Genomic DNA, 19482 nt, shown 5'->3' on the forward strand with positions numbered 1-19482 from the left:
AGCCACTAGCCACTAGCCACTAGCCACTAGCCACTAGCCACTACTACCGCCCCGCATTTTCGCCGGCTGGATCGGCGGTGGCCGACCACCAAGCGTTCGGCCGCTGCCAAACCTCCGGGGGTGCAGCATCGGTGTCGCTGGAATCTTCCAGCCACTCGCTTCCCACGCCTCGTTGATACCAAACCCAATCCAATTCCTCTTGATCTTCCTCCTCAGGAAGTTCTTCCTCGAGGACTTCTTCTTCGACCAATTCCTCCTCAACAAACTCTTCGGCGGGCGGCTCGATGCGAAGGCGAGGTTCTGGAACGGGCGGTGGCGGGGGCATCGGTGCGGGTTCGACCGCCACGACCGGTTGCGGAGGTTCAACCACTGGAACTTCAACCACCGGCAATGGCACCACCGCTGGCCGTTCAACTACTGGCAAAGCAATCGGAGTGACTCGCCTACGCACTGGTTCAGGCTCCGGTTCAGGCTCGGGCTCCGGTTCCGGCTCGATCAACTCAGGCTCTTCTTCCTCGACGGCCGCTTCCTCTTCGTAAACTTCTTCGTAGGACTCCTCCTCATATGCTTCCTCGACCGGTTCCGGCGGAGGCATGATTTCGGCGATGCCAGGTTGCCCTTGCGCCGGCAAGAGTCGAACTTGCACATCGATATCATGGAAAATGCTGGCGATGTGGTCATGACAGGTAAACATCATGACTTGATGGCCAAGCTCAGCAAAAGTTTTCAAGGTCAAGGCGGCATCAATTGCCCGTTTGCGGTCAAAATTGACCAACACGTCATCGAGCACCAAGGGCAACATGACACCACGTCGGGCGTAAGCTGCCGCCAATGCTAATCGCAACGCGATAAAGACCGCTTCGCGAGTCCCGCGGCTTAGCACCTCGATCGGCAGCGAACCCTTTTCCGGGGAATCAATCTTCAGTTGATTGGTTCCCAGAGGCGTCCAGATACGAACGTACTTGCCATCGGTAAGCTGCGCCAAAAAGGTGCTCGCTTCGCGCAACGTCTCTGGTTGGCGTTCCTTTTCAAATGTGGCGCAAACATCCTCCAGCAAGCAACTGGACATGGCCAACATTTGCCAGCGGTGAGCGAGTGATTCAAGTTTACGCTCGATGCACTCCAGTTCCAACTGGGCAAAGGAAAGCCGTTCATCTTCGGCCAACGATCGCATCTCTTGGGCCAGCTCTCCCTGACGCGTTTGCAACCCGGCGATCCGCTCTTCGGTTTGCGAGATGCGTTCCGTTAACGCATCCCAGCGGCGTTGTAAATCGGCCGGCTTGGCGCCATCGAGTTCGCGTTGCACATCCTCGTAAGCACACTGGGTGCCGATCATCGAACGAATTTGCGCATCATACTCGGCGATCTTCTTTTGCAGTTCGGCATAGTGTTGCTTGGCATCCAACAGCTCATAAAACTGCTCCGCAGTTGCCACGCCACATTTAGCCCAGAGTGATCGCCGGGCACCGTCGAGCCGCTGGATCGTTCGCGCGTGGGCGGCTTGCTGTTTGTGAAAGTGAACGTCCTGTTCTTTGAGTTCGCGTCGACGTTTGATCCAATGCTGTTGCCGGGAGAGTTCCTCGTGCAAATGATTGAGTTGGTCGAGCGGCGTGGTTCGCAGCTTGGGAGCCGAAAGGGGAGGCGTTTCGCGATCCTGATCGCGGGAGCGGTGACGGTCTTTTTGGCGATCGCGATCATTATCACGTTCACGATTGCCTTGTTGGCTTCGATTCCGCTCGCGATCACGCTTGGAATCGGACAGGCTGCGAGTGGCCGGCGCTTCGTAATCGTCCTCATAGTCATCATCGTCGTCGGCAATCGGATTGCGCTCGTCCTGACTACCATCGGGCCCCAATGCTTCGAGGTAGAGAGTCTCAATCCGTTTCGCCAGAGCACTTCGTTCACGACGACGTTGCTCCCGCTCCTCTTGCAATTCCTCCAGCTTGCGACGCGAATCGAGCAGGGTTTGATAACCGTCGGAGAGCAAGCGAATTCGCGAGGGTGACATCGACTCGCTCAGCCCCAACGCTTGAACCGCTTTGCGCCATTGATTGCGGGCCGCTTTCAGTCCTTCAGCAGCTTGCGAAGCACGCTGCCGGGCCGTGCGGTATCGTTCCGTAGCCGCTTGTTGACCATGGAAAGTGGGTAGCAAACTTTCCAACCGGTGCTGCAACTCCTCTGCCTCTCGCATCCGCACGTCGAGCGAACCGTTGGCAGCTGGCAGACGTTCTTCGATTTCATCCCGCTCCGCTTCCAGATCACGAATTTGTCGACGCAAGGTGTCGATTTGTCGTTCGCAATCCTCCAGGTCAAGGCTAGTCCCTTGGTCGCCTCGCTCGCGGCCGAGGTACCACAAACCAAGTGCCATCAGGCCCAAAAAGACCAACATGATGCCGGTGTTTGGATTGGAATCGTAAACGAAGGCTTCCCAGCCGAAGAGCGTAAAGATTCCATAGATCAGCGAGATGCCACCAAAGGCGAAGGGCACGGCGAGCATGATCGTGCGCTCGACCGGCAACGCCTCGGAGGTGGCCAGGTCCAAAGACTCCTGTTCCAAGTCGCGATAATGCTTGCGAGTCTTCTCGAGCTGCTCTTCAATTTGCATGCGTTGTCGCAACGTGGTGATGACCTCACCTTGTCGCTTGATGGCGGCGTGCAAGTTTTCGGCTTGCTCGTGTTCTAAATTTTCATGCAAGCGTTTGGAGAGCGACTCCGATTCCTTGCGGTACTTGAGGCTCTCGTCGCGAGCCCGTTTGAGTTGATAAAGTTGTTCTTTGACGGCCCGAGCGGGCGCGGTCAAAGTCGCCAAAGTTTGGCGGCTCAAGTCGGGCAGCGAAGTTCGTCCGCTGTTTACCAAACTTCGCCGATCCTCCTCTTCGATCCCCAGCTTCTCGGCATCCTCGTCCAGGGCTTGGCGGCCCCGTTCGATTTGCGATTCCAATTTTTCAATCTGCTCTTCCAGCGCTTCGACCCAAGTCGCCTGCTCGCTGGCCGCTTCGATCTTGCTCTGCAATTCCACCAAGCGACGGGAGAGTGGCAAGGCGGCCGCTTTTTCCCGCAGCTCACGTCGCTGCTTTTTGATCCCTTCAATCTTTTCTTTGCGTTCTTCAAGCTGTGCTTCCAGTTGCAGCAATTGCTCTGGCGCATCGGCTGGTGTTTCCCGCAAATCGGCTTGCTCGGCAGCTTGTTCGAGCAGCCGCTGGCGGTTGGCCCAATTATCCTGCACGCTAGTGGCCACTTCCACGCAACGAGCTTGACGCTCCCAATCGACGAGTCGTCCCCGCAGGTCGGTAATCTCTTGTTCTTGGCTGCGGCGCTGCGTCGCTAAATCAGACCAGCGGCGGGCCCGCGCGGTGAGTTGACCAATCTCATCTTTTAGTTTTTCGCGCTGAGCCAACATCGTCGCCAACCGCCCCGCTTCGGGCTCATCGACCCGCGCATCGACCAACTTACCGCGAGCGGTTCGCAAGGAACGCATCACGTCGACCAAGGAGACGCGATCCAGGCCGCTGCTGAGTTTATACAGCTCGTCGGCTGCCGAGGTGTCGTCGAGCGTGCTCAGTTCCTGCAGCTCGCGAAGCCCAATGGCGAACACGTTGGTAAAGATCGGCTCATCAATTTGACCGAGCAACATCGCCAACCGGTGCTGGCCTTGAGCCAATCCGTCCTGGCCGGTGACCGTCAGCTGGCCCATCACGCCTTGTTCCGCGTTCTCGGCTTGTGTGCCATGCACACGACGACGAATCTGATAACCGCCGCCGGGGCCGGTGACCCGCAAACCGCCACCAGGTGTGCCGCCGAACACCGGGGGCAGATAGCGTTGCCGACGCTCCGCAGTAAAGCCATACAAACAGGCTCGAATGAACTGCATGAGCGTCGTCTTGCCAGCCTCATTGGGACCGTAGAACAACGTCATGCCATCAGGCAAAGAGTCGACCGCCAAGTCAGTCCAGACTCCAAAACCGTCGATATGAATGTCTTTGATTTTCACCGTTGTATCACTCCCCATCCTCTGGGTCGCCCGAACCGATGCCGGACGTCATGTGGTTGATGAGGCAGACAGGCGCAACATGGCCCGCAGCCTACATTTTTGGCTTCCCGCCCCTCAATAATTCCACCCCTAGTAACGTCGCTTCTCCCAACAGCTGAGCCCGCTGGGACGCTTCCGCATCGGCCAACAAAGCGGCCGTCGATGGCGACAGCCCCTGCTGTTCTTCAGTCAGCGGCAGCAAATTTAGGTCACGCCCGGCGGTCTTGCGATGTCGCTCCGATGCGCGCAAAAAGTCGCCTAAAATCGTATCCTCTTCTTGCCACTGCTGCGGATAACGCGACGGCGGCAAAACGGTCAGCTTGACGGTCCAGGCAGCCGGGTTGCCGTTGCCGAACTCGCGACGCAACCACGTCAACAACTCGGCCGAATCGCCGATCATCTCCAGCGACTCCGCACTGGTCGGTTGCAGTTCCCAGCCCAACAGCAAGTGACGATTGCCGTTCTCGTTGAGCAACCGGGAGATGCGCGACGACATTGTTTGCCGCAAGTTGCCACCTCGCAACAATTCGCCAGCGTCGATCACGATCGGGCAATAACGAAAGGTGTCGACATCGACGACGTGCAAACGAGCCGCCCCGTCAGCGTCGATATCAACCAAGTGAAATCCGTGAGCCCCCGGTTCGGCGAGGCTGCGACCTTGGGGGCTGCCACAGTAAACCGCTCCTTGCGCCGCCCCCGCTTCGAGTTCCTTACGAGCGTGCAGGCCGCCAAGCGCCCAGTAATCAAACCGCGTCTCGGCCAGCGAGCCCGCCTCGGCCGTCCCGTAACCAACTCCGATCGTAAAGATGTCGCTGGGATCGACGCGGTAGGAAGGAACGTGCAACGGCCCGGAACCCTCGCCGCTGCGACCCACGATCATGGCGATCGTTTCCCCGTTGCGAATCACGGGATGCTGCACCGCACGCCCCTTGGGCAATTGGGTCACGTTGCTCGGTAAAGAAATTGACTCAGGCCAATACTGAGCAGCGTCGACGTTCCCAGCAGCCCAAAAAACCTGGATGTTCCGCTCCGCCAACGCATCAAAGGCTTCGATCAACAGCGACATACCACGCGGACCGGCCAGCGAGGGGCTGAGCAAATCGCCACACAAGAGGACAAAGTCGACGTTCTCAATCAAAGCAGCTTCCAGCACCGCCGTCGCCGCTTTCCAAGGGGCCGCGGCAATCGATTCTCTCAAGTGTTTTGGCAGTTCATCCAAATCACCCAAAGGTCGCTCTAAATGGAAATCGCTGGCATGGATAAAGCGGAATGATTCCGGCATCCCTGAGGCCCTCCGTGGTCCGTGTTATTCGGTCGAGCGAAGACGCGTCGACACAATCGTCTGGGAAGTTTAACGGAACTTGGGAAAATAGTCCAAGACAACTTTCGCAGATTCCTCAACAGGGGGCCCAGGTTGAAGCTGACCACGCGACTGTTGCCCAGACACCTCAAGTTTGTTGACCAAAGACAACGGACCCGTCCGCCGCGACTCCGATGCAAGAGCCACCGGAATGATCGCAAACCCTTTCCAGAAATAGACTTAAGGACAATCAGCCGGTTCCCCTCGGTGGGCTTTGGCACTGGGCATGCAATGCCTCTCAAACGCCGAAACCTCACCGCGTCGCAGGCCGCTGCGGAGGTGAGAACCCCTTTTGACTTTTCTCTCGAGTATTCTGCATGCATGCAGCTGAACTTGTCGATCTCGCCGCAATCCTCGCCCTGCACGGCCCCTCGCTGCTCTATCGCCGCGAATTGATTCCCCAGGAAGCGATGCAGGCTTATTGGCTAGCCAATCGAACTCGCTTCGACGCTTGGCACCAAGCGATCAGCGATTATCAGCACCTGGCCGACACTCACGCGGTCGCCGAAATGCAAGCTTGGTGGAAAACGAGCGCCTCGATCGTCGAAGAAGTCTTGTTGAGCGAACCACTGACACGCGTCTACGCCGCGTTGGGCAGCGGGCTGGACAATGAACGAGCGGCAGAGGAAATCTCCCCAATTACACATTCTGTCTATCTGACGCATCTTGAAGCACGGGCGAGGATCCTGCGGTTGATGCTCGACAGTCGCCTGGCGTCACTCGATCACGCGGTGCGGCTGAACAAATTGAGAAGCACTACCGAACGATGGTGCGACGCGTTGCTGGGGCATCTCGCTTCGCAGCAACCCGATTCGGTGCACCGTTACGCGTTCGATCCCCCTCGAGCGGCCGCTTTTGCTGAGGATACCCAACAGATCCCCATGGGTATGGCGCGGGAAACCGCCGGTTGGTTGACGTCGGCTGCGATGCGCGATGCGTTGATGCGGCGCAGCAATCCGAGTCCAGCTTTTCCAGACGCAAACCGAGCGGTCGCCGATGCGGTGCTGATGTCGCTGAGGCCCGACATGTTTGACTCGGTGGGGCGATGCAAATCGCTGTGGCTGCACCGGCTCGAACGAGGGGCCGAGCAGACCGATCGCGTGCTGCACTCACTAGCTCAAGCGGATATCACCAACGCTGGCATCTTGGGTGGATACGAAGCGATCCGAACCAGCTCTTTTGGCCGATGGTGAGCTTGTGATGCTAGCTAACGCTCACGATAGGTAATCCGACCTTTGGTGAGGTCGTAAGGGGAGAGTTCCACACGCACTTTGTCGCCGGGAACGATTCGAATAAAGTGTTTCCGCATCCGTCCTGCGACGTGTGCTAAAACTTCGTTGCCGGTCTCTAATTGGACGCGAAATCGTGTATTGGCCAGCGCTTGGGTGACCGTGCCTTCGACTTCGAAAGCTTCTTCCTTTTTCGACATAAACCTCTGCCGCGGGGTTGATCAAAGAAATAATGGGTGACAATCCGGCAGTCCGGGACACCCGCACTGCACAGTCATTGCAATCGTTATACCGTTTTCCCGCACAGCGTCTAGCAAAGATTCTGTGAAAGCCGCATTTTCGCGATTTTAGCCGCAAAAATTGTCGGGGGGCATGGGAATCAGCCGCAAAGCGCCAGCGTGCGGTTCCCCGCCGCATCAGTCGCAGCGCGCCAGAGACCGACCAGATTACGTAGCGTGCACGATTCGTACTCGACGTCGGCATTTCGAGCACGAGCACGGACCCCAACGAGTTTGCCTCGTGCGGTGAACAAGTTTTGCCGGCTAGCATGAATCGCCGCGTCGCGCGCCTCGTTTTCCCCGCCGCCCGCCGCAGGCGGGCGGGCGGGGCAGGAATAATATCGCGCGGATAACGGGGCAAGCTCGTTGGGGTCGGGCAAATTAATGTACGTAATTTGCTTGCACGAAGTCGTGCATCATCAGCCGCCTGGCGCCAGCCTGCGGTTCCCACAGCACGACACGACACCGGGAACCGCACGCTGGCGCGAGGCGGCTGATTGCGGTTCCCCGCCACCGAGAATTAACGCTCAACGGCTACTATAACGCGAAAGCGTTTAGCGAACCCGTTGCAGGACCAAATCAAGCGTCTTGCGGAGCGCTCCGCCACTGGATCGCAAGCCTTGGACCTCTTTGGGCCAAAGGTCAATCTCGAGGCATTTCTCCGCCCCGCGACGCCCCACGACGGTCGGTACCGATAATGCGACGTCGCGAATTCCGTAGCAACCCGATTGCACGGTGCTGACGGGCAGCAGACGTTGGCTATCGAGTGCGATGGCATCGATGACGTCACGAATGGCGATGCCGACGGCAAAACCGGCTCCCCCTTTTCGCTTGATCACTTCCGCACCGCTGCCTCGCGTGCGACTGAAAAGCTCTCCAGCCAGCGAAGGGGTCCAACCGGGAAATTTATCGAGTGGCAATCCGGCGACCGTGGCGCTGCTCCAAATCGGCACCATTGAGTCACCATGCTCGCCCAAGATCAGCGCCCGCGTTTGCGTCGGGGGCGTGCCAAGTTGTTGGGCGATCAAGCTGCAGAAACGAATCGTATCGAGCTGCGTCCCCAAGCCGATCACTTGATTCGCCGGCAGCCCCAATTGCTGGGCGGCCAAATAGGTGAGGATGTCGACCGGATTGGAAACGACGACCACGATCGCGTCAGGTTTCAGTCCACCCTTTTTGACATCGGCCAAGATCGACATGAACAGGTCGGTGTTGCGATTGATCAAGTCCAGCCGTGATTCATCCGGCTTGCGTCGCAGACCGGCCGTGATGCAAATCACATCGGAACTGGCAATCTGTTCGTAACCGCCACCGAGGATCGTTTGGTCGGCCACGCTGGGGCCACCGTGCTGCAGGTCCAAGGCTTGGCCGACAGCCAATTCCGCGTTCACATCCAACAGAGCGATTTCACCAACGATGCCACCACACTGCAACGCATAAGCTGCGCAGGAGCCGACCAGTCCGCCACCACCAATAATTGAAACTTTCATCTTAGGCCCCCTTGAGTTGACGCATGACTTCCGCGGAAATCAGTTTTACCAGTTGCTCTTCATCGATCCCGGACGTGCCCGTCGCGCCGTTCGAACTGGCTGCGGGCGCGGCCGGTTTGGCTGCCGGAGGTGCCTCAAAGGCGCGACGCTCGACACCGGCTGCTTCCCAACTATCACGGAAAATATCGTTCGCGCACACGTCGCAGTTCTTGTAGTCTTCCGTGTTGCGGGGATCGGCAAAGCCCCACTTGTCTTTCAATTCCAACAGCTCGCGGGTCTTGCCGTCACCCAGGTATTGGACATGGCCCAGCTGGCGAGCCAGCAGCAGCATGCGGCAATACGAGTCCAAGATCTCCGTCCACCAATAGGCGCGTTCGACCGTTTCACCGTAGCTGACCGTGCCGTGGTTCGCCAAGATAATGACGTTGGTGCGATCGACGAAGGGGATAATCGTATCGGCAAACGCTTGTCCACCGGGGGTCTCGTACCGAGTGATCGGAACATCACCCAAGAAGACCTCGACCTCGGGCAAAATACACTGAGGGATTGGCTCGCGGGCGATTGCAAACGCGGTCGCGTGGGGTGGATGGCAATGCACCACCGAACGGACGTCGGGGCGTTGCCGGAAAATTTCCAAGTGCAACAACGCTTCGCTGGAGCGTTTCTTGCGACCGGCGATTTGTTTTCCAGTCATATCGACGGTGGCGATATCGTCTGGCTTGAGAAACCCTTTGCAATGCATCGTGGGCGTGCAGAGGACCTCGTTTTCATTGATGCGAACGGTGATGTTTCCATCGTTCGCCGCGGCGAATTGACGATTGTAAATCCGGCGACCAATGTCACAGATATCTTGTTTCAGTTTGTGAACGTTTTGTGTTTGCATCATTAGGAAAGATCGAGCGTATCGAGAATGGCGGCCGTATTGGCGTCCACGGGAATAATTTTAGGGCGAAAGGGTTGAGCCGCTTCGGGACCTTCTGCCAAAGCGATTAAATCGCCCCAGCCGGTCCCCAACTGATCGGCAGCGACCACCGGTTCCTCCGAGTAAACCAGTTGGCCATCGGCATCTATCGTGTCGACCGTTTCCACCAGTCGCAGTGGTAATCCTTGCAGCGAGGGATGGCTGCGAGCCAGCGTCACCTTGCCAATCACGCGAGCGATTCTCATGCTGGCTGTCCTCCTGATAAGCCTGACTGTCCGCGCCCGGTTCGCAAACAAACGGCGGCAACGGCCACGATCGCGGAAAGAGTCAAGCGTTCGGTGTCGAGCACCCAAACTTGCGGCGCCATGGCAGCCGCAATCCGCAAGACATGTTGCGGCGAATCGACCGCCGCGGTGACCATCCCCAACTCGCGTCCCCAACGATCGACGTCGACCGCCGGCAAAGGGCTGAGCAATATCCCCAGGGCTCCGGCGACAAGTAGCGACGGCAACTGTTGACTGTCGGCCACGCTCACCGGCAAACCGCGGAGCGTCAATTGTTTGGCAACAGCGGTGGCTCGCGATGTACCGTCTGCGTCGCTGATGTAACCCCACAAGGAAGTTTCTTCTGCTGAAGGTTGGCCAGACGTGGCGTTCTCGACTTTTATGCTTTGATTGGCAACGGATGCCACCGCACCCCGCTCGATCGCAATCCCCCGCCGCCGCAGTTCATCGGCTGCCGCGGGAGTGATCACCGCTGCCGTGGCGACCCGCACCTGTTTGGTTTCCGCGGGCAGATTTTCGAGTTCCCGCAGCGAAATCACTCGCTCCGGAAGACTCGCCGTGAGCTGGTTTGCCGCCTGGGAGCGCGCGGCTTCTGTTGACACGGAACTCGGAGAATCTTTCTCATTGTCCGCGTTGCCGGTCCCGGCCGAACTGGCGGCTCGCAGCGCGTCGCGAACCAACCGCGTGATCAGGGCTTGCAAATCACCCGCGTGCGGCCCGCTAGTTTGTAGGCTGTTTGGTAGGCTTTTCGGCAGGCTGTTTGGTGTGCCATTCATGAGTCGACGAGCCCCAGCGTGTACCAGCGGATCGGCGTCCGCTCGTCATTAACCAGCACGCGCCCGTAAGGCCCGTCACTGGTCAGGATCACCTCATCACCTCGCCCCGCTCCCAATTGATCGACGACGATCAACGGCGGACCATCAGCCACGCCGTCGACGCCCAGAGGTTGAACCACCAACAATCGTTGGCCGTTCAAGCTGGGATGCTTGACGGTGGCGCGCGTCTTGCCGAGGACTTTGCCAGATTGCATGGGGAAAAACAGTGCGGAAAAACAGTGCGGAGAAACAGTGGGGAGGTGATCGGAACGGGTTGGTCTGCAAAAGTGCTGTGGCTAGACGATGTACAAATCATCGACCATGCTGCAACGGCGTTCCCGCGTGAAGGTCAACGGGGTGGTGACGCCTTCTCCCGTCGGACCGGCAATGGAAAAGGACAGATAGCCTTCTCCGCCCAATCCTAAAGAAGCCATGCAGGGACCGTTTTTTACAAACAGGGTGACGTCGAGTTCGCGCCCCATCTTGGTCATGTTTTGCACATTTCGCGAATGAATGATGGCGGTATGTCGGAAGCCATGTTCGTATTGTTTGGCCATCGCGATTGCGTGGTCGACGCAGCGGGCGCGAACAAAGGGGACGAACGGCATCATCTGCTCGACGGTGACAAACGGATGATGTTCGTCGGTTTCGCCGAACACCAATTCCACGCGATGATCGATATCCACACCGGCGGCCTCGGCCAGCTTCCAAGCATCTTGCCCGATGAAGTCCTTGTTCGCCGCCAAGTGATTGTCATCACCCACGCGGCTGATCGCTTTGGCGGTGAGGGCATCAATCTGTTGGGCGTCTAGCTGCACCGCGCCTGCGCGTCGCATCGCATCCATCATGGCATCGAAGACGCTATCGACAACGAACACTTCTTTTTCCGCGATGCAGAGCAAGTTATTGTCGTAGGCGGCGCCTTGGATGATACAGCGAGCGGCGTTATCTAGATCGGCCGTTTCGTCGACGACCACTGGTGGATTCCCCGGTCCGGCCACGATTGCCCGTTTGCCGCTGTTGAGAGCCGCCCGCGCCACGGCCGGTCCGCCGGTCACGCAAATCAAAGCCACTTGCTTGTTTTTGAACAATGCTTCGGCACTTTCGAGCGTCGGCTCGGCGATCACGCAAATTAGGTTATCGATCCCCAGCTCGCGATAGATCGCTTCGTTGAATCGCCGCACGCCTTCGGCCGCCACGCGTTTCCCAGAGGGATGTGGATTGACCACCACGGTGTTACCGCCAGCTAACATGCTGACCGCGTTGCCGGTGATTGTGGGCAGGCTGTGAGTGACCGGGGTAATGGCTCCGATGACCCCGAACGGAGCTCGCTCGATCACCGCCAGCCCGTTGTCACCACTGAAAGCTTTGGTTTCCAAGAACTCCACGCCGGGGGTCAACTCGCCCAACGTCTTGAGCTTTTCAATCTTGTGCTCCGGGCGCCCAATCCCGGTCTCTTCCATCTCCATCAGTCCCAACTCTTCGCACTGCTCGATCGAAATGCGACGGATGATGTTAATTATTTTGGTGCGATCGGCCTTGGTCCGTTCACGCAGTTGTTCGAAAGCCGTCCGCGCCGCGGCGACCGCTTGGTCGGCATCGTGGAAGATTCCATTGCGTCCCATCAGCGGAGCGTTTTGATTGGCAAAAGGTTGCCGCGCTTCCGGCGGAACCGGAGGGGGCGCGCCGACTTGAGCCAAGACTTCGGCGATCACGTTGCGGATCAAGTTTTCGTCGTATTGCATCGCTGCTTAATTCCTCAATCTTGCCGGTTGTAAATGCTTAGGCGGTCGATCGTGACGTCGTCGACAATCCCAATCACGACGGCGTCGACCGGTAAATCTTTAGTTTCGGGAGTCATTCGCGCGCTGCCTCCCTGAGTGATTAACACCATGTCGTCTTGGCCCGCGCCGAGCGCGTCGATGGCAATGAAGGTTCGACCCGTGGGAACTAATTTGTCACGCTCAGGGCTGGCCAAGCGATACGGTTCGACAACCAACAGCTTGTGGCCAGTCATGGTCGCCACCTTTTGGGTGCTGACAACCGAGCCGGTGACGCGGGCGACGAACATGGAACGACTTCAAGCAGGAAGGAATAAAAAATCACAACACGAAAGCGTGCATCATTAACTCAACAGCGCGACGCTTTGCCGCGCCACGATCAATTCCTCGTTCGTCGGTAACACCCAAATGGCCGCCCGACTGGAGTCCGCCTGCAATGCCACTTCGCCGCTGGCCGTGGCATTCTTCTCGGCATCCAATTCGATCCCCAACTCGCTCAGGCCGGCGCAAATGTCAGCCCGCATTTGGCGTCCGTTCTCGCCGATCCCGCCGGTAAAGACCAACACGTCGCAACCGCCCAGGGCCACTAAATAACCACCGATGTAACGCCGCACTTCGGCGACGTATGTTGCCAAAGCCAATTGGCAAGCAGCGTTTCCCGCGGCGGCAGCTTCCTCGATATCACGAATGTCCGCACTGTGTCCGCTGATCCCCAACAAGCCCCCTTCGTTGGCCAATTTGTCCAACACGGCTTCCAAACTCAAACCGGTGTGCTGCATGATCAACGGCAACGCAAAGGGATCAAAGTCACCGACGCGATTGTTTTGGGGCAATCCCGTCTGCGGACTCATGCCCATCGACGCTCCCAAGCTTTTGCCGTCATGAATACCGCACACGCTGCTGCTGCCACCCAAGTGACAGGAGATCACGCGAGATTTGCTGGTCCCGAACAATTCTTCACAGCGGGTGGCGATGTAACGATGGCTGGCACCGTGAAATCCCCACTTCCGCAACGGTAACTCGTCAGCCCACTGACGCGGAATCGCGTACGTTTGCATCGCCTCGGGTGCCGTGCGATGAAAGTCGGTTTCAAAAGCGGCCACCAAGGGAATGTCACCAACCTGGCTAGCCAAAGACCGCATTGCCGCCACGTAAGGCGGGTTGTGCGCCGGTGCCACCGGGTTCATCGCTTCCATTGCCGACAATAACGTTTCATCGACGCGAAACACTCCGCTCCGCGTACCGCCGTGGACCGCCTTAAAACCGATCGCGTTAACTTCGCCCGGAGAGCCCAAGCAACCATGCTGCGGATCGGTCAATTGGTCCAAACAAACTTGCACCGCCACGCCATGATCGGCAACGGGCCGCATCACATCTTCACTCCAATCGCCAATCCGCGCCACGCAGCGACTCGCCTCCGCACCAATCCGCTCGATCCCACCACGCGCGATCTCCCGCTCGTCGGTCATGTCAAACAACCGATACTTGAAACTGGTGGAGCCAAGATTTGCAACAAGAATGCGCATCGACCCGTGATGGGAAAGTGGAACTTGGGGTGCGGGTAACGACTGGCCTGCTAACGACTGGCCTGCTAACGACTGGCCTGCTAACGACTGGCCTGCTGCTGCGAGGAATTGCGAGGCAGTGGCCGCCGGCTCGTCTGTTCTTCAGCCGAGCAAGGTTTCGCGGAGGCCTTCGGCTGGACGTGGCATCACGTGGCTGCTGACCAATTCGCCGACTTGGGCTGCCGTGCTGGCGCCCGCTTCGACTGCCGCACGCACGCTGCCCACGTCGCCGCTGACGACGGTCGTGACCAATCCACCACCGATGTCAATACGTTTGACAATTTCCACGTTGGCCGCTTTGGCCATCGCGTCGGTAGCTTCGATCAGTGCTAACAGACCTTTAGTTTCAATCAGACCGATTGCTTGATTCATCTGAGGACTCGATTTGGTAGAGTTTGAATGGGTATCAACAGAAGTGGGTTCAGCGGTACGCTGCGGAACCGGTTTCGTTGGGTCTTGCGTGGAGTTGGGTTGCCCTTGCCGCTGGCCGCTGGAACCCCGTTTGCCACTGGAGTTCTGCTTGCCGCTGGAGCCACCATCGCGTGGTGTCCGACTGGCTGCTTTTTTCGCCATTTGATACTGGTGGAAACTTATTTGCTCATGGGAACCTTGAGCACTTTGCCCAAGTCGTTGTGCGGGCGAGGGATGACCTGCACGCTGACAACTTCGCCAATTCGCCCAGCTGCCGCGGCACCCGCATCGGTGGCCGCTTTGACAGCCGCCACGTCGCCGGTGACGAAGACGCTTACCAAGCCGCTGCCGACCTTGTCCCAGCCTAAATACTCTACATTCGCAGCTTTCATCATCGCATCGGCCGCTTCGACCAGCGCGACAAAGCCCTTCGTTTCGATCATTCCGAGCGCTTCATTCATGGTTGACTCACACAGTGGTGGTTCGAGGAACAATTCCGTTAAATCTCATCCGCTTCTATTGGCACCCGACCGCTGTCGAGTGTTCTGACTCAGTGCTGACAACGGCAGTCGCCAGGCTGAGCAATCAACTCGACTGAGCTAGCCGCATCCAAATTGCTAGCGTTGCCTTCATCGGTGTCGATATGTACTTCTAATTTGGCTTTGGCGTCGGCTCGCACCAACACCTCGTCGAAGGTCAGTGAGCAGCCCGGGCTGTTGACCCGCAACTGCATCATGTCGCCATCCTTGACTCCATAATATTCACAATCTTGATGATTGATGTGGACGTGCCGAGCCGCCCGAATGACCCCTTTATCCAACTGCACGGTGCCAGCCGGTCCGACCAACACACAGCCTGGCGTGCCAGCGATATCACCGCTGTGCCTGATCGGTGCGTCGATCCCGAGCGAGATCGAATCGGTCAACGCCAATTCGACTTGGCTATGTCCCCGCGTGGGGCCTAAGACGCGGACGTTGGGCAACATCCGCCGCCGCGGGCCAACGACCATTACCGTCTCGGCAGCCGCGTAAAACCCGTCCTGGTAAAGCCACTTTTCAGGAGTCAGCGTTGCGCCTGGGCCAAAAAGAATTTCCACGTGCTCGTCGGTCAAATGACAATGCCGAGCCGAGATGCTGACAACTAAATTAGGTTTTGCCGGCGAGCTGGATGCTGCCGGGGCCGCCGCGGTCGCTTGCCCCCCTCCGGCCGCAGCCGAGGAAGTTACGCGACGTACCGCTTCGCGAACCAGACGTTCAACCGTTTCCGCCGAAATCGGTGCTGTGGACATGAAGGGAAGTTCGAAGTTTTAGTGTGAAGTTTAAAATTTAAGTGCTGGATTTGCAAAATCGCTGCTGAAAATACTCTCCCCAGCGGCTAGGGATCGGTCAGCATCAATCGCACCCCAGCTTCGCACAGCCGTTGCTGCCACTCTCGATCCAACCCCGCGTCGCTGACCACCGTGTGGACTTCACCCAAGCGGCAAACGCGCGCCAGACTGGCGTGACCAAACTTGCTGCTGTCGGCCACGATCACCGTTTCATCAGCCGAACGCAGCATCGCTTGCTCGGTTTCCACCAATAAAAAATTGCTGTTGTAGTATCCCTCCGCGTCGGCGCCGGCGATCGATATGAACGCTCGCCGCACACTGATCTGAGACAACAGCTCCGTCGCCAGCGGCCCGACCGAGACTCCTGTGCGACCATGGACATAGCCACCGAGGAAAATCAAATCGACCGAATCACTGCTGGCAAACAAATTGGCCACCGGCAAACTGTTGGTGACCACCTGTAACGGCCGACCCACCAGACAACGAGCCAACTCATAAGTCGTGCTGCCCCCGTCTAACAAAATGGTCTCATTGTCGGCAATCAATTCAGCAGCAGCTTGGGCAATCCTTCGCTTGGTTTCCCAGAGCGAATCTTGCCGGCCCTCGAACAATAGCATGCTCGAAGGGGAGCCGGTCCAGAAAACACCGCCATGAGTCCGTTTCGCCTCGCCTAAATCCTCTAAATTCTCCAGGTCACGTCGGATCGTCGAGTCACTAACTTGCAGCGCGTCGGACAAATCTCCCAAAGAAGCAAAGCCCTGGGTCTGTAACAAACGCCGCAACTGCTGACGCCGCTGGTCGGTTGCAGTACTGCTGGCCACCGGTAGCTTTCCAATTCGTGACTGAATTCTTTCAGATTATGATCGATTATGCGCACTGAATGAACGAATTCAATCACCGAGGGCTGAGAATCGGCGGAATATTTTTTCTAAGGGTCCTAGATTACGCATTTAACCGCCGCGAGGGGGGATTCCTTCGCCGCCACTTCTTCAGCCCGCGAGCTCGGTAACGCTCGATCACTGTTCGCGTCACCAAATAGCTCATGATTGCCAGCGGCAGGGCCACGGCGATCGAGCCCAGCATCAGCGGGGCGAAAATTTCCAGCATTCGCGCCCAGTAAAAACGCGACCCTTCGATGAATCCGACCGGCGGATCGGCCAGGGCGGCCCACCATTGGCGGCTGACCAGCGGCCAGCCTAGGATGGCGTTGCCGATCAAGTAGCAAGGATAGAAGATAGGCACGAAGGTGGCCGGATTACTGATCCAGACCAATGGCACGCCGACCGCCTTGTTAGCTCGAAACACCCAAGCGGCCGCCACGACCAGCACCATCTGTACACCGATCAAAGGCGTAAAGGCGAAAAACATACCGATCGCCACGCCGAGGGCGAGTCGATGCGGCGGATCATCTGCGTGCAGCAGATTATGGGTAATGAACCGCCTGAGGCGAAGGTAGATTCGCTGCAAGCGTCGGCGCAGGGGTTTCATGGATGGCAGGCCGGATCGATTCCGATTTGAATTTGGAGATCGCTTGTGATTTTACGTCGGCTGAGCCCGACTGCGAGGTGGCAACGCTCTTGAAGTTTGACGATTTTTCCGGCTGCGCGATCCCCCCTAATTAATTTCTGCGGCGTCAGCACAGATCGATCGCAGCCAGACCGAGAGCCGTGCCGATTGCCAACTGGTAGGGTGTGAATTCGTCGCACGCCCTCCGCTCGATTATTGGGCTCCGCTCGAACCGATAATGTTCGAATCAGGGGAGATCCCCACCGCTGCACGCAAGGAATGCTTGGATGGCTTGGAAACGATTCGCCTTGGCCGGAATACTCGTGGCTGCCACCACCTCCACCAGCAACGCTGACTGGCACAGTTTTTGGCACCGCTTTCACGTTGATTATCAACGCAATAACGCCTGGCCACAACCGTTTCGCGAGCTGGCCGCTCAGCAGACGCGTGCTCCCTTTGAGATTCAGAAAATTAACGGCTGGCGGCTGCACAACACGATCAGCCATGAACTGTTTGTTGCCGGCGACGGCCAGCTGACCTACGCGGGGCAGCGTCAACTAGAAAACATCATGACGCGGGTCCCACCGCAGTACCGTTCTGTTTTCGTGGTCCGTGCCGGCAGCCAAGCTGAGACGGAAGCGCGCGTGACGGCGGTCCGTAATTCGCTCGCTCGGATGACCCATGGAGGCGGCCAAGTTCCCGAGGTGGGCATCGCCGATCGTGCGAATCCGACCAGTTCCGGCTCGATGGCTTCAGCGATCAACCGCGCCTGGGCCGAAGCACTGCCTGAGCCCGTGCTGCCACCACGTGAAGGGCCTGCCGTCAGCGACGGCAACTAAGGGGATGCGACGGTTCTCATCCGCTCCCTAGTAACGCTCCAAATTGCATGAGCGAATACATTGGCTTTTCTGAGCCGGCGTATTCGCTCGCCTGCACCTTGGCAGGCTGTCCCGCGCGCACCCCACTCCTGGCCACTGGACCACAGAACCGTAACCAACTGGCTCTGCTGCGGGGAGCCCGCTTGAACTTATTCTGCGAAAATCCCCTCTCGCGACAGATTCGATTGAACCGGAAGTGCCGATTGTGTCGATTCGACGCACAAGGCCGTCATTGGGTATGTCGCTCAGGTTCACAGGTTACCACCATCAGATCCGTCCATCTGCGGTTTCTGCTGAGGTGTTTTTTGGGGGTTAGGAACGTGTCAAAGTCAAAACAGCTCAACGTCAAGCGTCGGTTGCTGACCACTTTTCTGCTGGCCGGTGTCAGCTGTCTATCGGGGTGTGCATCGTCTGGCACGGGGCTGGCGAGCCTGAATCCCTTTACGCCCAACCCAGCAACTCCGACCACCGCAGGCTCGCCCGAAAGTGGCGGCCTGACCAGCACCTTCTCCAACTTGGCTCAAGGGACTCGAGCGCAAGCCAGTTCGATGGGCATGGCCGTGAAGAGTGCCTACGGCAAGAGTCGCGATTCGATCGCCGGCTTGGTGAGTGGCGGCAAAGACACCGTCACGGCGAATGACACAGGCGAGGTGGTGGCTGATGATGATCCGTTGCGGATCCAAAACACGCCGACTTCGGTTGGCCCGGAAGTGTTCGTCGCCAACGGCCAACTGTGGGAAACCACTGGCAACTTAGAGCGGGCGATGGACAACTATTCCAAGGCGCTCGAGAGCGAGCCCACCAATGGTTCCGCTTTAGCCAGTGTTGCTCGGCTCCATTTCCGCCAGCAGAACTACGACAAGTCGGTTGATTTTTTCCAGCGAGCCATCAAGTCGCAGCCCAATGAAGCCGGGTTGTACAACGATCTCGGTCTCGCCCTCTCGAAGCTAGACCGACACGAAGAAGCGTTGACCTTTATTGAACGGGCCATCGCCATCGCGCCAGCCACCTCGCGTTATGCCAACAACTTGGCGACCGTGCAATTCGAAGCAGGGCAAGCCGATGCGGCGCGGGGCACGCTACTGAAGCACAATTCGCCCGTCGTAGCGCACTACAACATGGCCTACTTGCACTACAGCAGCAACCAAAACGACAAGGCGTTGCAAGAACTCGGCCTGGCACTCTCTAAGGGAGAGACCGCCGGCAAAGATTCTGCTTCGCAGTCCGCACTGAAGAATGCCAAGCTCCTGTTTGATCAACTTGGTGGCCCAGCCACTCAGCTGGCGAAGAATCTGCCGCAAGCTTACAGCGTGGCCAAAGAGTCGGGCCAAGCGGTCGCCCAAATGGCCGGAGATGCCGGCGTACTGGCTCAACAAGTGCGGGGTAGCGTCGCTGGAGTGACAGCACAGCTAACCGATACGGTCGCACCACCTGCAACTCAACAAGCAGCCGCCCAGCAAGCAGCTCCTCAGCAAGTAACCACACCGCAAACGGCCCCCCAGCAAACTGCGGGACCGAGTGGCGGATTTGCCTTGCCACCTGGGTTCACACCGAGTACCCCGCGAGTCGCCGAAACGCCCGGCGGCGAAGCGGCCAAATTCTAGCC

Annotated in this window: 19 protein-coding genes; 3 read left to right on the forward strand and 16 right to left on the reverse strand. The window is 58.2% G+C overall.

Translation table 11 applies throughout. The features are described 5' to 3' along the window. Positions 1-43: 43 nt before the first annotated feature. Both SH139x_RS19615 and SH139x_RS19620 read right to left on the reverse strand, forming a co-directional pair. The gene (locus SH139x_RS19615; RefSeq protein WP_488351461.1) at positions 44-3991 is read right to left on the reverse strand and encodes an ATP-binding protein; all 3948 of its coding nucleotides are present in this window, start codon (positions 3989-3991) and stop codon (positions 44-46) included. Between the two features lie 91 nt (positions 3992-4082). After that, positions 4083-5312 (reverse strand): metallophosphoesterase family protein, encoded by a 1230-nt coding sequence (locus SH139x_RS19620; RefSeq protein ID WP_488351462.1) that lies wholly within the window; start codon positions 5310-5312, stop codon positions 4083-4085. 395 nt (positions 5313-5707) lie between these two features. Here SH139x_RS19620 and SH139x_RS19625 point away from each other — a divergent pair, with 395 nt between their 5' ends. Then, the gene (locus tag SH139x_RS19625; RefSeq protein ID WP_488351463.1) at positions 5708-6583 is read left to right on the forward strand and encodes a hypothetical protein; all 876 of its coding nucleotides are present in this window, start codon (positions 5708-5710) and stop codon (positions 6581-6583) included. 14 nt (positions 6584-6597) lie between these two features. On the opposite strand, the gene infA is transcribed toward SH139x_RS19625, so the two are convergent. From infA to SH139x_RS19695, 14 genes are all read right to left on the reverse strand, one after another. Beyond that, a complete protein-coding gene (gene infA, locus SH139x_RS19630; protein ID WP_488351464.1) occupies positions 6598-6819 on the reverse strand; it encodes a translation initiation factor IF-1 in 222 nt (73 codons plus the stop codon). Between the two features lie 632 nt (positions 6820-7451). Next, positions 7452-8387 carry a lactate/malate dehydrogenase family protein gene (locus SH139x_RS19635; protein WP_488351465.1) on the reverse strand — a complete coding sequence of 312 codons (936 nt, stop codon included), beginning with the start codon at positions 8385-8387 and terminating at the stop codon, positions 7452-7454. A gap of 1 nt (position 8388) precedes the next feature. Continuing rightward, positions 8389-9273 carry a class II aldolase/adducin family protein gene (locus SH139x_RS19640; RefSeq protein ID WP_488351466.1) on the reverse strand — a complete coding sequence of 295 codons (885 nt, stop codon included), beginning with the start codon at positions 9271-9273 and terminating at the stop codon, positions 8389-8391. After that, positions 9273-9554, reverse strand: a complete 282-nt coding sequence (locus SH139x_RS19645; protein ID WP_488351467.1) for a EutN/CcmL family microcompartment protein — start codon at positions 9552-9554, stop codon at positions 9273-9275. The genes SH139x_RS19640 and SH139x_RS19645 overlap by 1 nt, the downstream gene beginning before the upstream one ends. Then, complete coding sequence (locus tag SH139x_RS19650) at positions 9551-10369, reverse strand: hypothetical protein (RefSeq protein WP_488351468.1); 819 nt, start codon at positions 10367-10369, stop codon at positions 9551-9553. The genes SH139x_RS19645 and SH139x_RS19650 overlap by 4 nt, the downstream gene beginning before the upstream one ends. Continuing rightward, on the reverse strand, positions 10366-10623 hold the full coding sequence (locus SH139x_RS19655) for a EutN/CcmL family microcompartment protein (protein WP_488351469.1): 258 nt from the start codon (positions 10621-10623) through the stop codon (positions 10366-10368). The genes SH139x_RS19650 and SH139x_RS19655 overlap by 4 nt, the downstream gene beginning before the upstream one ends. An 81-nt stretch (positions 10624-10704) precedes the next feature. Continuing rightward, positions 10705-12153 carry an aldehyde dehydrogenase family protein gene (locus SH139x_RS19660; RefSeq protein WP_488351470.1) on the reverse strand — a complete coding sequence of 483 codons (1449 nt, stop codon included), beginning with the start codon at positions 12151-12153 and terminating at the stop codon, positions 10705-10707. Positions 12154-12167: 14 nt separating this feature from the next. Continuing rightward, positions 12168-12479: a EutN/CcmL family microcompartment protein gene (locus SH139x_RS19665; protein ID WP_488351471.1), complete on the reverse strand. Its 312-nt coding sequence runs from the start codon at positions 12477-12479 to the stop codon at positions 12168-12170. Positions 12480-12533: 54 nt separating this feature from the next. Further along, on the reverse strand, positions 12534-13715 hold the full coding sequence (locus SH139x_RS19670; RefSeq protein WP_488351472.1) for an acetate/propionate family kinase: 1182 nt from the start codon (positions 13713-13715) through the stop codon (positions 12534-12536). Positions 13716-13856: 141 nt separating this feature from the next. Then, the gene (locus tag SH139x_RS19675; protein ID WP_488356051.1) at positions 13857-14126 is read right to left on the reverse strand and encodes a BMC domain-containing protein; all 270 of its coding nucleotides are present in this window, start codon (positions 14124-14126) and stop codon (positions 13857-13859) included. A 218-nt stretch (positions 14127-14344) separates the two neighbouring features. Next, complete coding sequence (locus SH139x_RS19680; RefSeq protein ID WP_488351473.1) at positions 14345-14626, reverse strand: BMC domain-containing protein; 282 nt, start codon at positions 14624-14626, stop codon at positions 14345-14347. Positions 14627-14715: 89 nt separating this feature from the next. Then, a complete protein-coding gene (pduL, locus tag SH139x_RS19685; protein ID WP_488351474.1) occupies positions 14716-15453 on the reverse strand; it encodes a phosphate propanoyltransferase in 738 nt (245 codons plus the stop codon). Between the two features lie 86 nt (positions 15454-15539). Then, positions 15540-16313 (reverse strand): DeoR/GlpR family DNA-binding transcription regulator, encoded by a 774-nt coding sequence (locus SH139x_RS19690; RefSeq protein ID WP_488351475.1) that lies wholly within the window; start codon positions 16311-16313, stop codon positions 15540-15542. Positions 16314-16434: 121 nt separating this feature from the next. Then, positions 16435-16980, reverse strand: coding sequence for a DUF2062 domain-containing protein (locus SH139x_RS19695; RefSeq protein ID WP_488351476.1), 546 nt, complete (start codon positions 16978-16980; stop codon positions 16435-16437). Between the two features lie 305 nt (positions 16981-17285). Here SH139x_RS19695 and SH139x_RS19700 point away from each other — a divergent pair, with 305 nt between their 5' ends. Then, on the forward strand, positions 17286-17837 hold the full coding sequence (locus SH139x_RS19700; protein ID WP_488351477.1) for a hypothetical protein: 552 nt from the start codon (positions 17286-17288) through the stop codon (positions 17835-17837). 359 nt (positions 17838-18196) lie between these two features. Then, positions 18197-19480, forward strand: coding sequence for a tetratricopeptide repeat protein (locus SH139x_RS19705; protein ID WP_488351478.1), 1284 nt, complete (start codon positions 18197-18199; stop codon positions 19478-19480). Positions 19481-19482: the final 2 nt, after the last annotated feature.

Origin of the sequence: Kothea flammea (assembly GCF_052161645.1) — a bacterium.
Lineage (GTDB): Bacteria > Planctomycetota > Planctomycetia > Pirellulales > Pirellulaceae > Laterigemmans.

Coding starts and splice junctions, on each gene's coding strand:
- SH139x_RS19620 (WP_488351462.1), bottom strand. CDS start 5,312: ATGCCGGAATCATTCCGCTTTATCCATGCCAGCGATTTCCATTTAGAG.
- SH139x_RS19625 (WP_488351463.1), top strand. CDS start 5,708: ATGCATGCAGCTGAACTTGTCGATCTCGCCGCAATCCTCGCCCTGCAC.
- infA (WP_488351464.1), bottom strand. CDS start 6,819: ATGTCGAAAAAGGAAGAAGCTTTCGAAGTCGAAGGCACGGTCACCCAA.
- SH139x_RS19635 (WP_488351465.1), bottom strand. CDS start 8,387: ATGAAAGTTTCAATTATTGGTGGTGGCGGACTGGTCGGCTCCTGCGCA.
- SH139x_RS19640 (WP_488351466.1), bottom strand. CDS start 9,273: ATGATGCAAACACAAAACGTTCACAAACTGAAACAAGATATCTGTGAC.
- SH139x_RS19645 (WP_488351467.1), bottom strand. CDS start 9,554: ATGAGAATCGCTCGCGTGATTGGCAAGGTGACGCTGGCTCGCAGCCAT.
- SH139x_RS19650 (WP_488351468.1), bottom strand. CDS start 10,369: ATGAATGGCACACCAAACAGCCTGCCGAAAAGCCTACCAAACAGCCTA.
- SH139x_RS19655 (WP_488351469.1), bottom strand. CDS start 10,623: ATGCAATCTGGCAAAGTCCTCGGCAAGACGCGCGCCACCGTCAAGCAT.
- SH139x_RS19660 (WP_488351470.1), bottom strand. CDS start 12,153: ATGCAATACGACGAAAACTTGATCCGCAACGTGATCGCCGAAGTCTTG.
- SH139x_RS19665 (WP_488351471.1), bottom strand. CDS start 12,479: ATGTTCGTCGCCCGCGTCACCGGCTCGGTTGTCAGCACCCAAAAGGTG.
- SH139x_RS19670 (WP_488351472.1), bottom strand. CDS start 13,715: ATGCGCATTCTTGTTGCAAATCTTGGCTCCACCAGTTTCAAGTATCGG.
- SH139x_RS19675 (WP_488356051.1), bottom strand. CDS start 14,126: ATGAATCAAGCAATCGGTCTGATTGAAACTAAAGGTCTGTTAGCACTG.
- SH139x_RS19680 (WP_488351473.1), bottom strand. CDS start 14,626: ATGAATGAAGCGCTCGGAATGATCGAAACGAAGGGCTTTGTCGCGCTG.
- pduL (WP_488351474.1), bottom strand. CDS start 15,453: ATGTCCACAGCACCGATTTCGGCGGAAACGGTTGAACGTCTGGTTCGC.
- SH139x_RS19695 (WP_488351476.1), bottom strand. CDS start 16,980: ATGAAACCCCTGCGCCGACGCTTGCAGCGAATCTACCTTCGCCTCAGG.
- SH139x_RS19700 (WP_488351477.1), top strand. CDS start 17,286: ATGGCTTGGAAACGATTCGCCTTGGCCGGAATACTCGTGGCTGCCACC.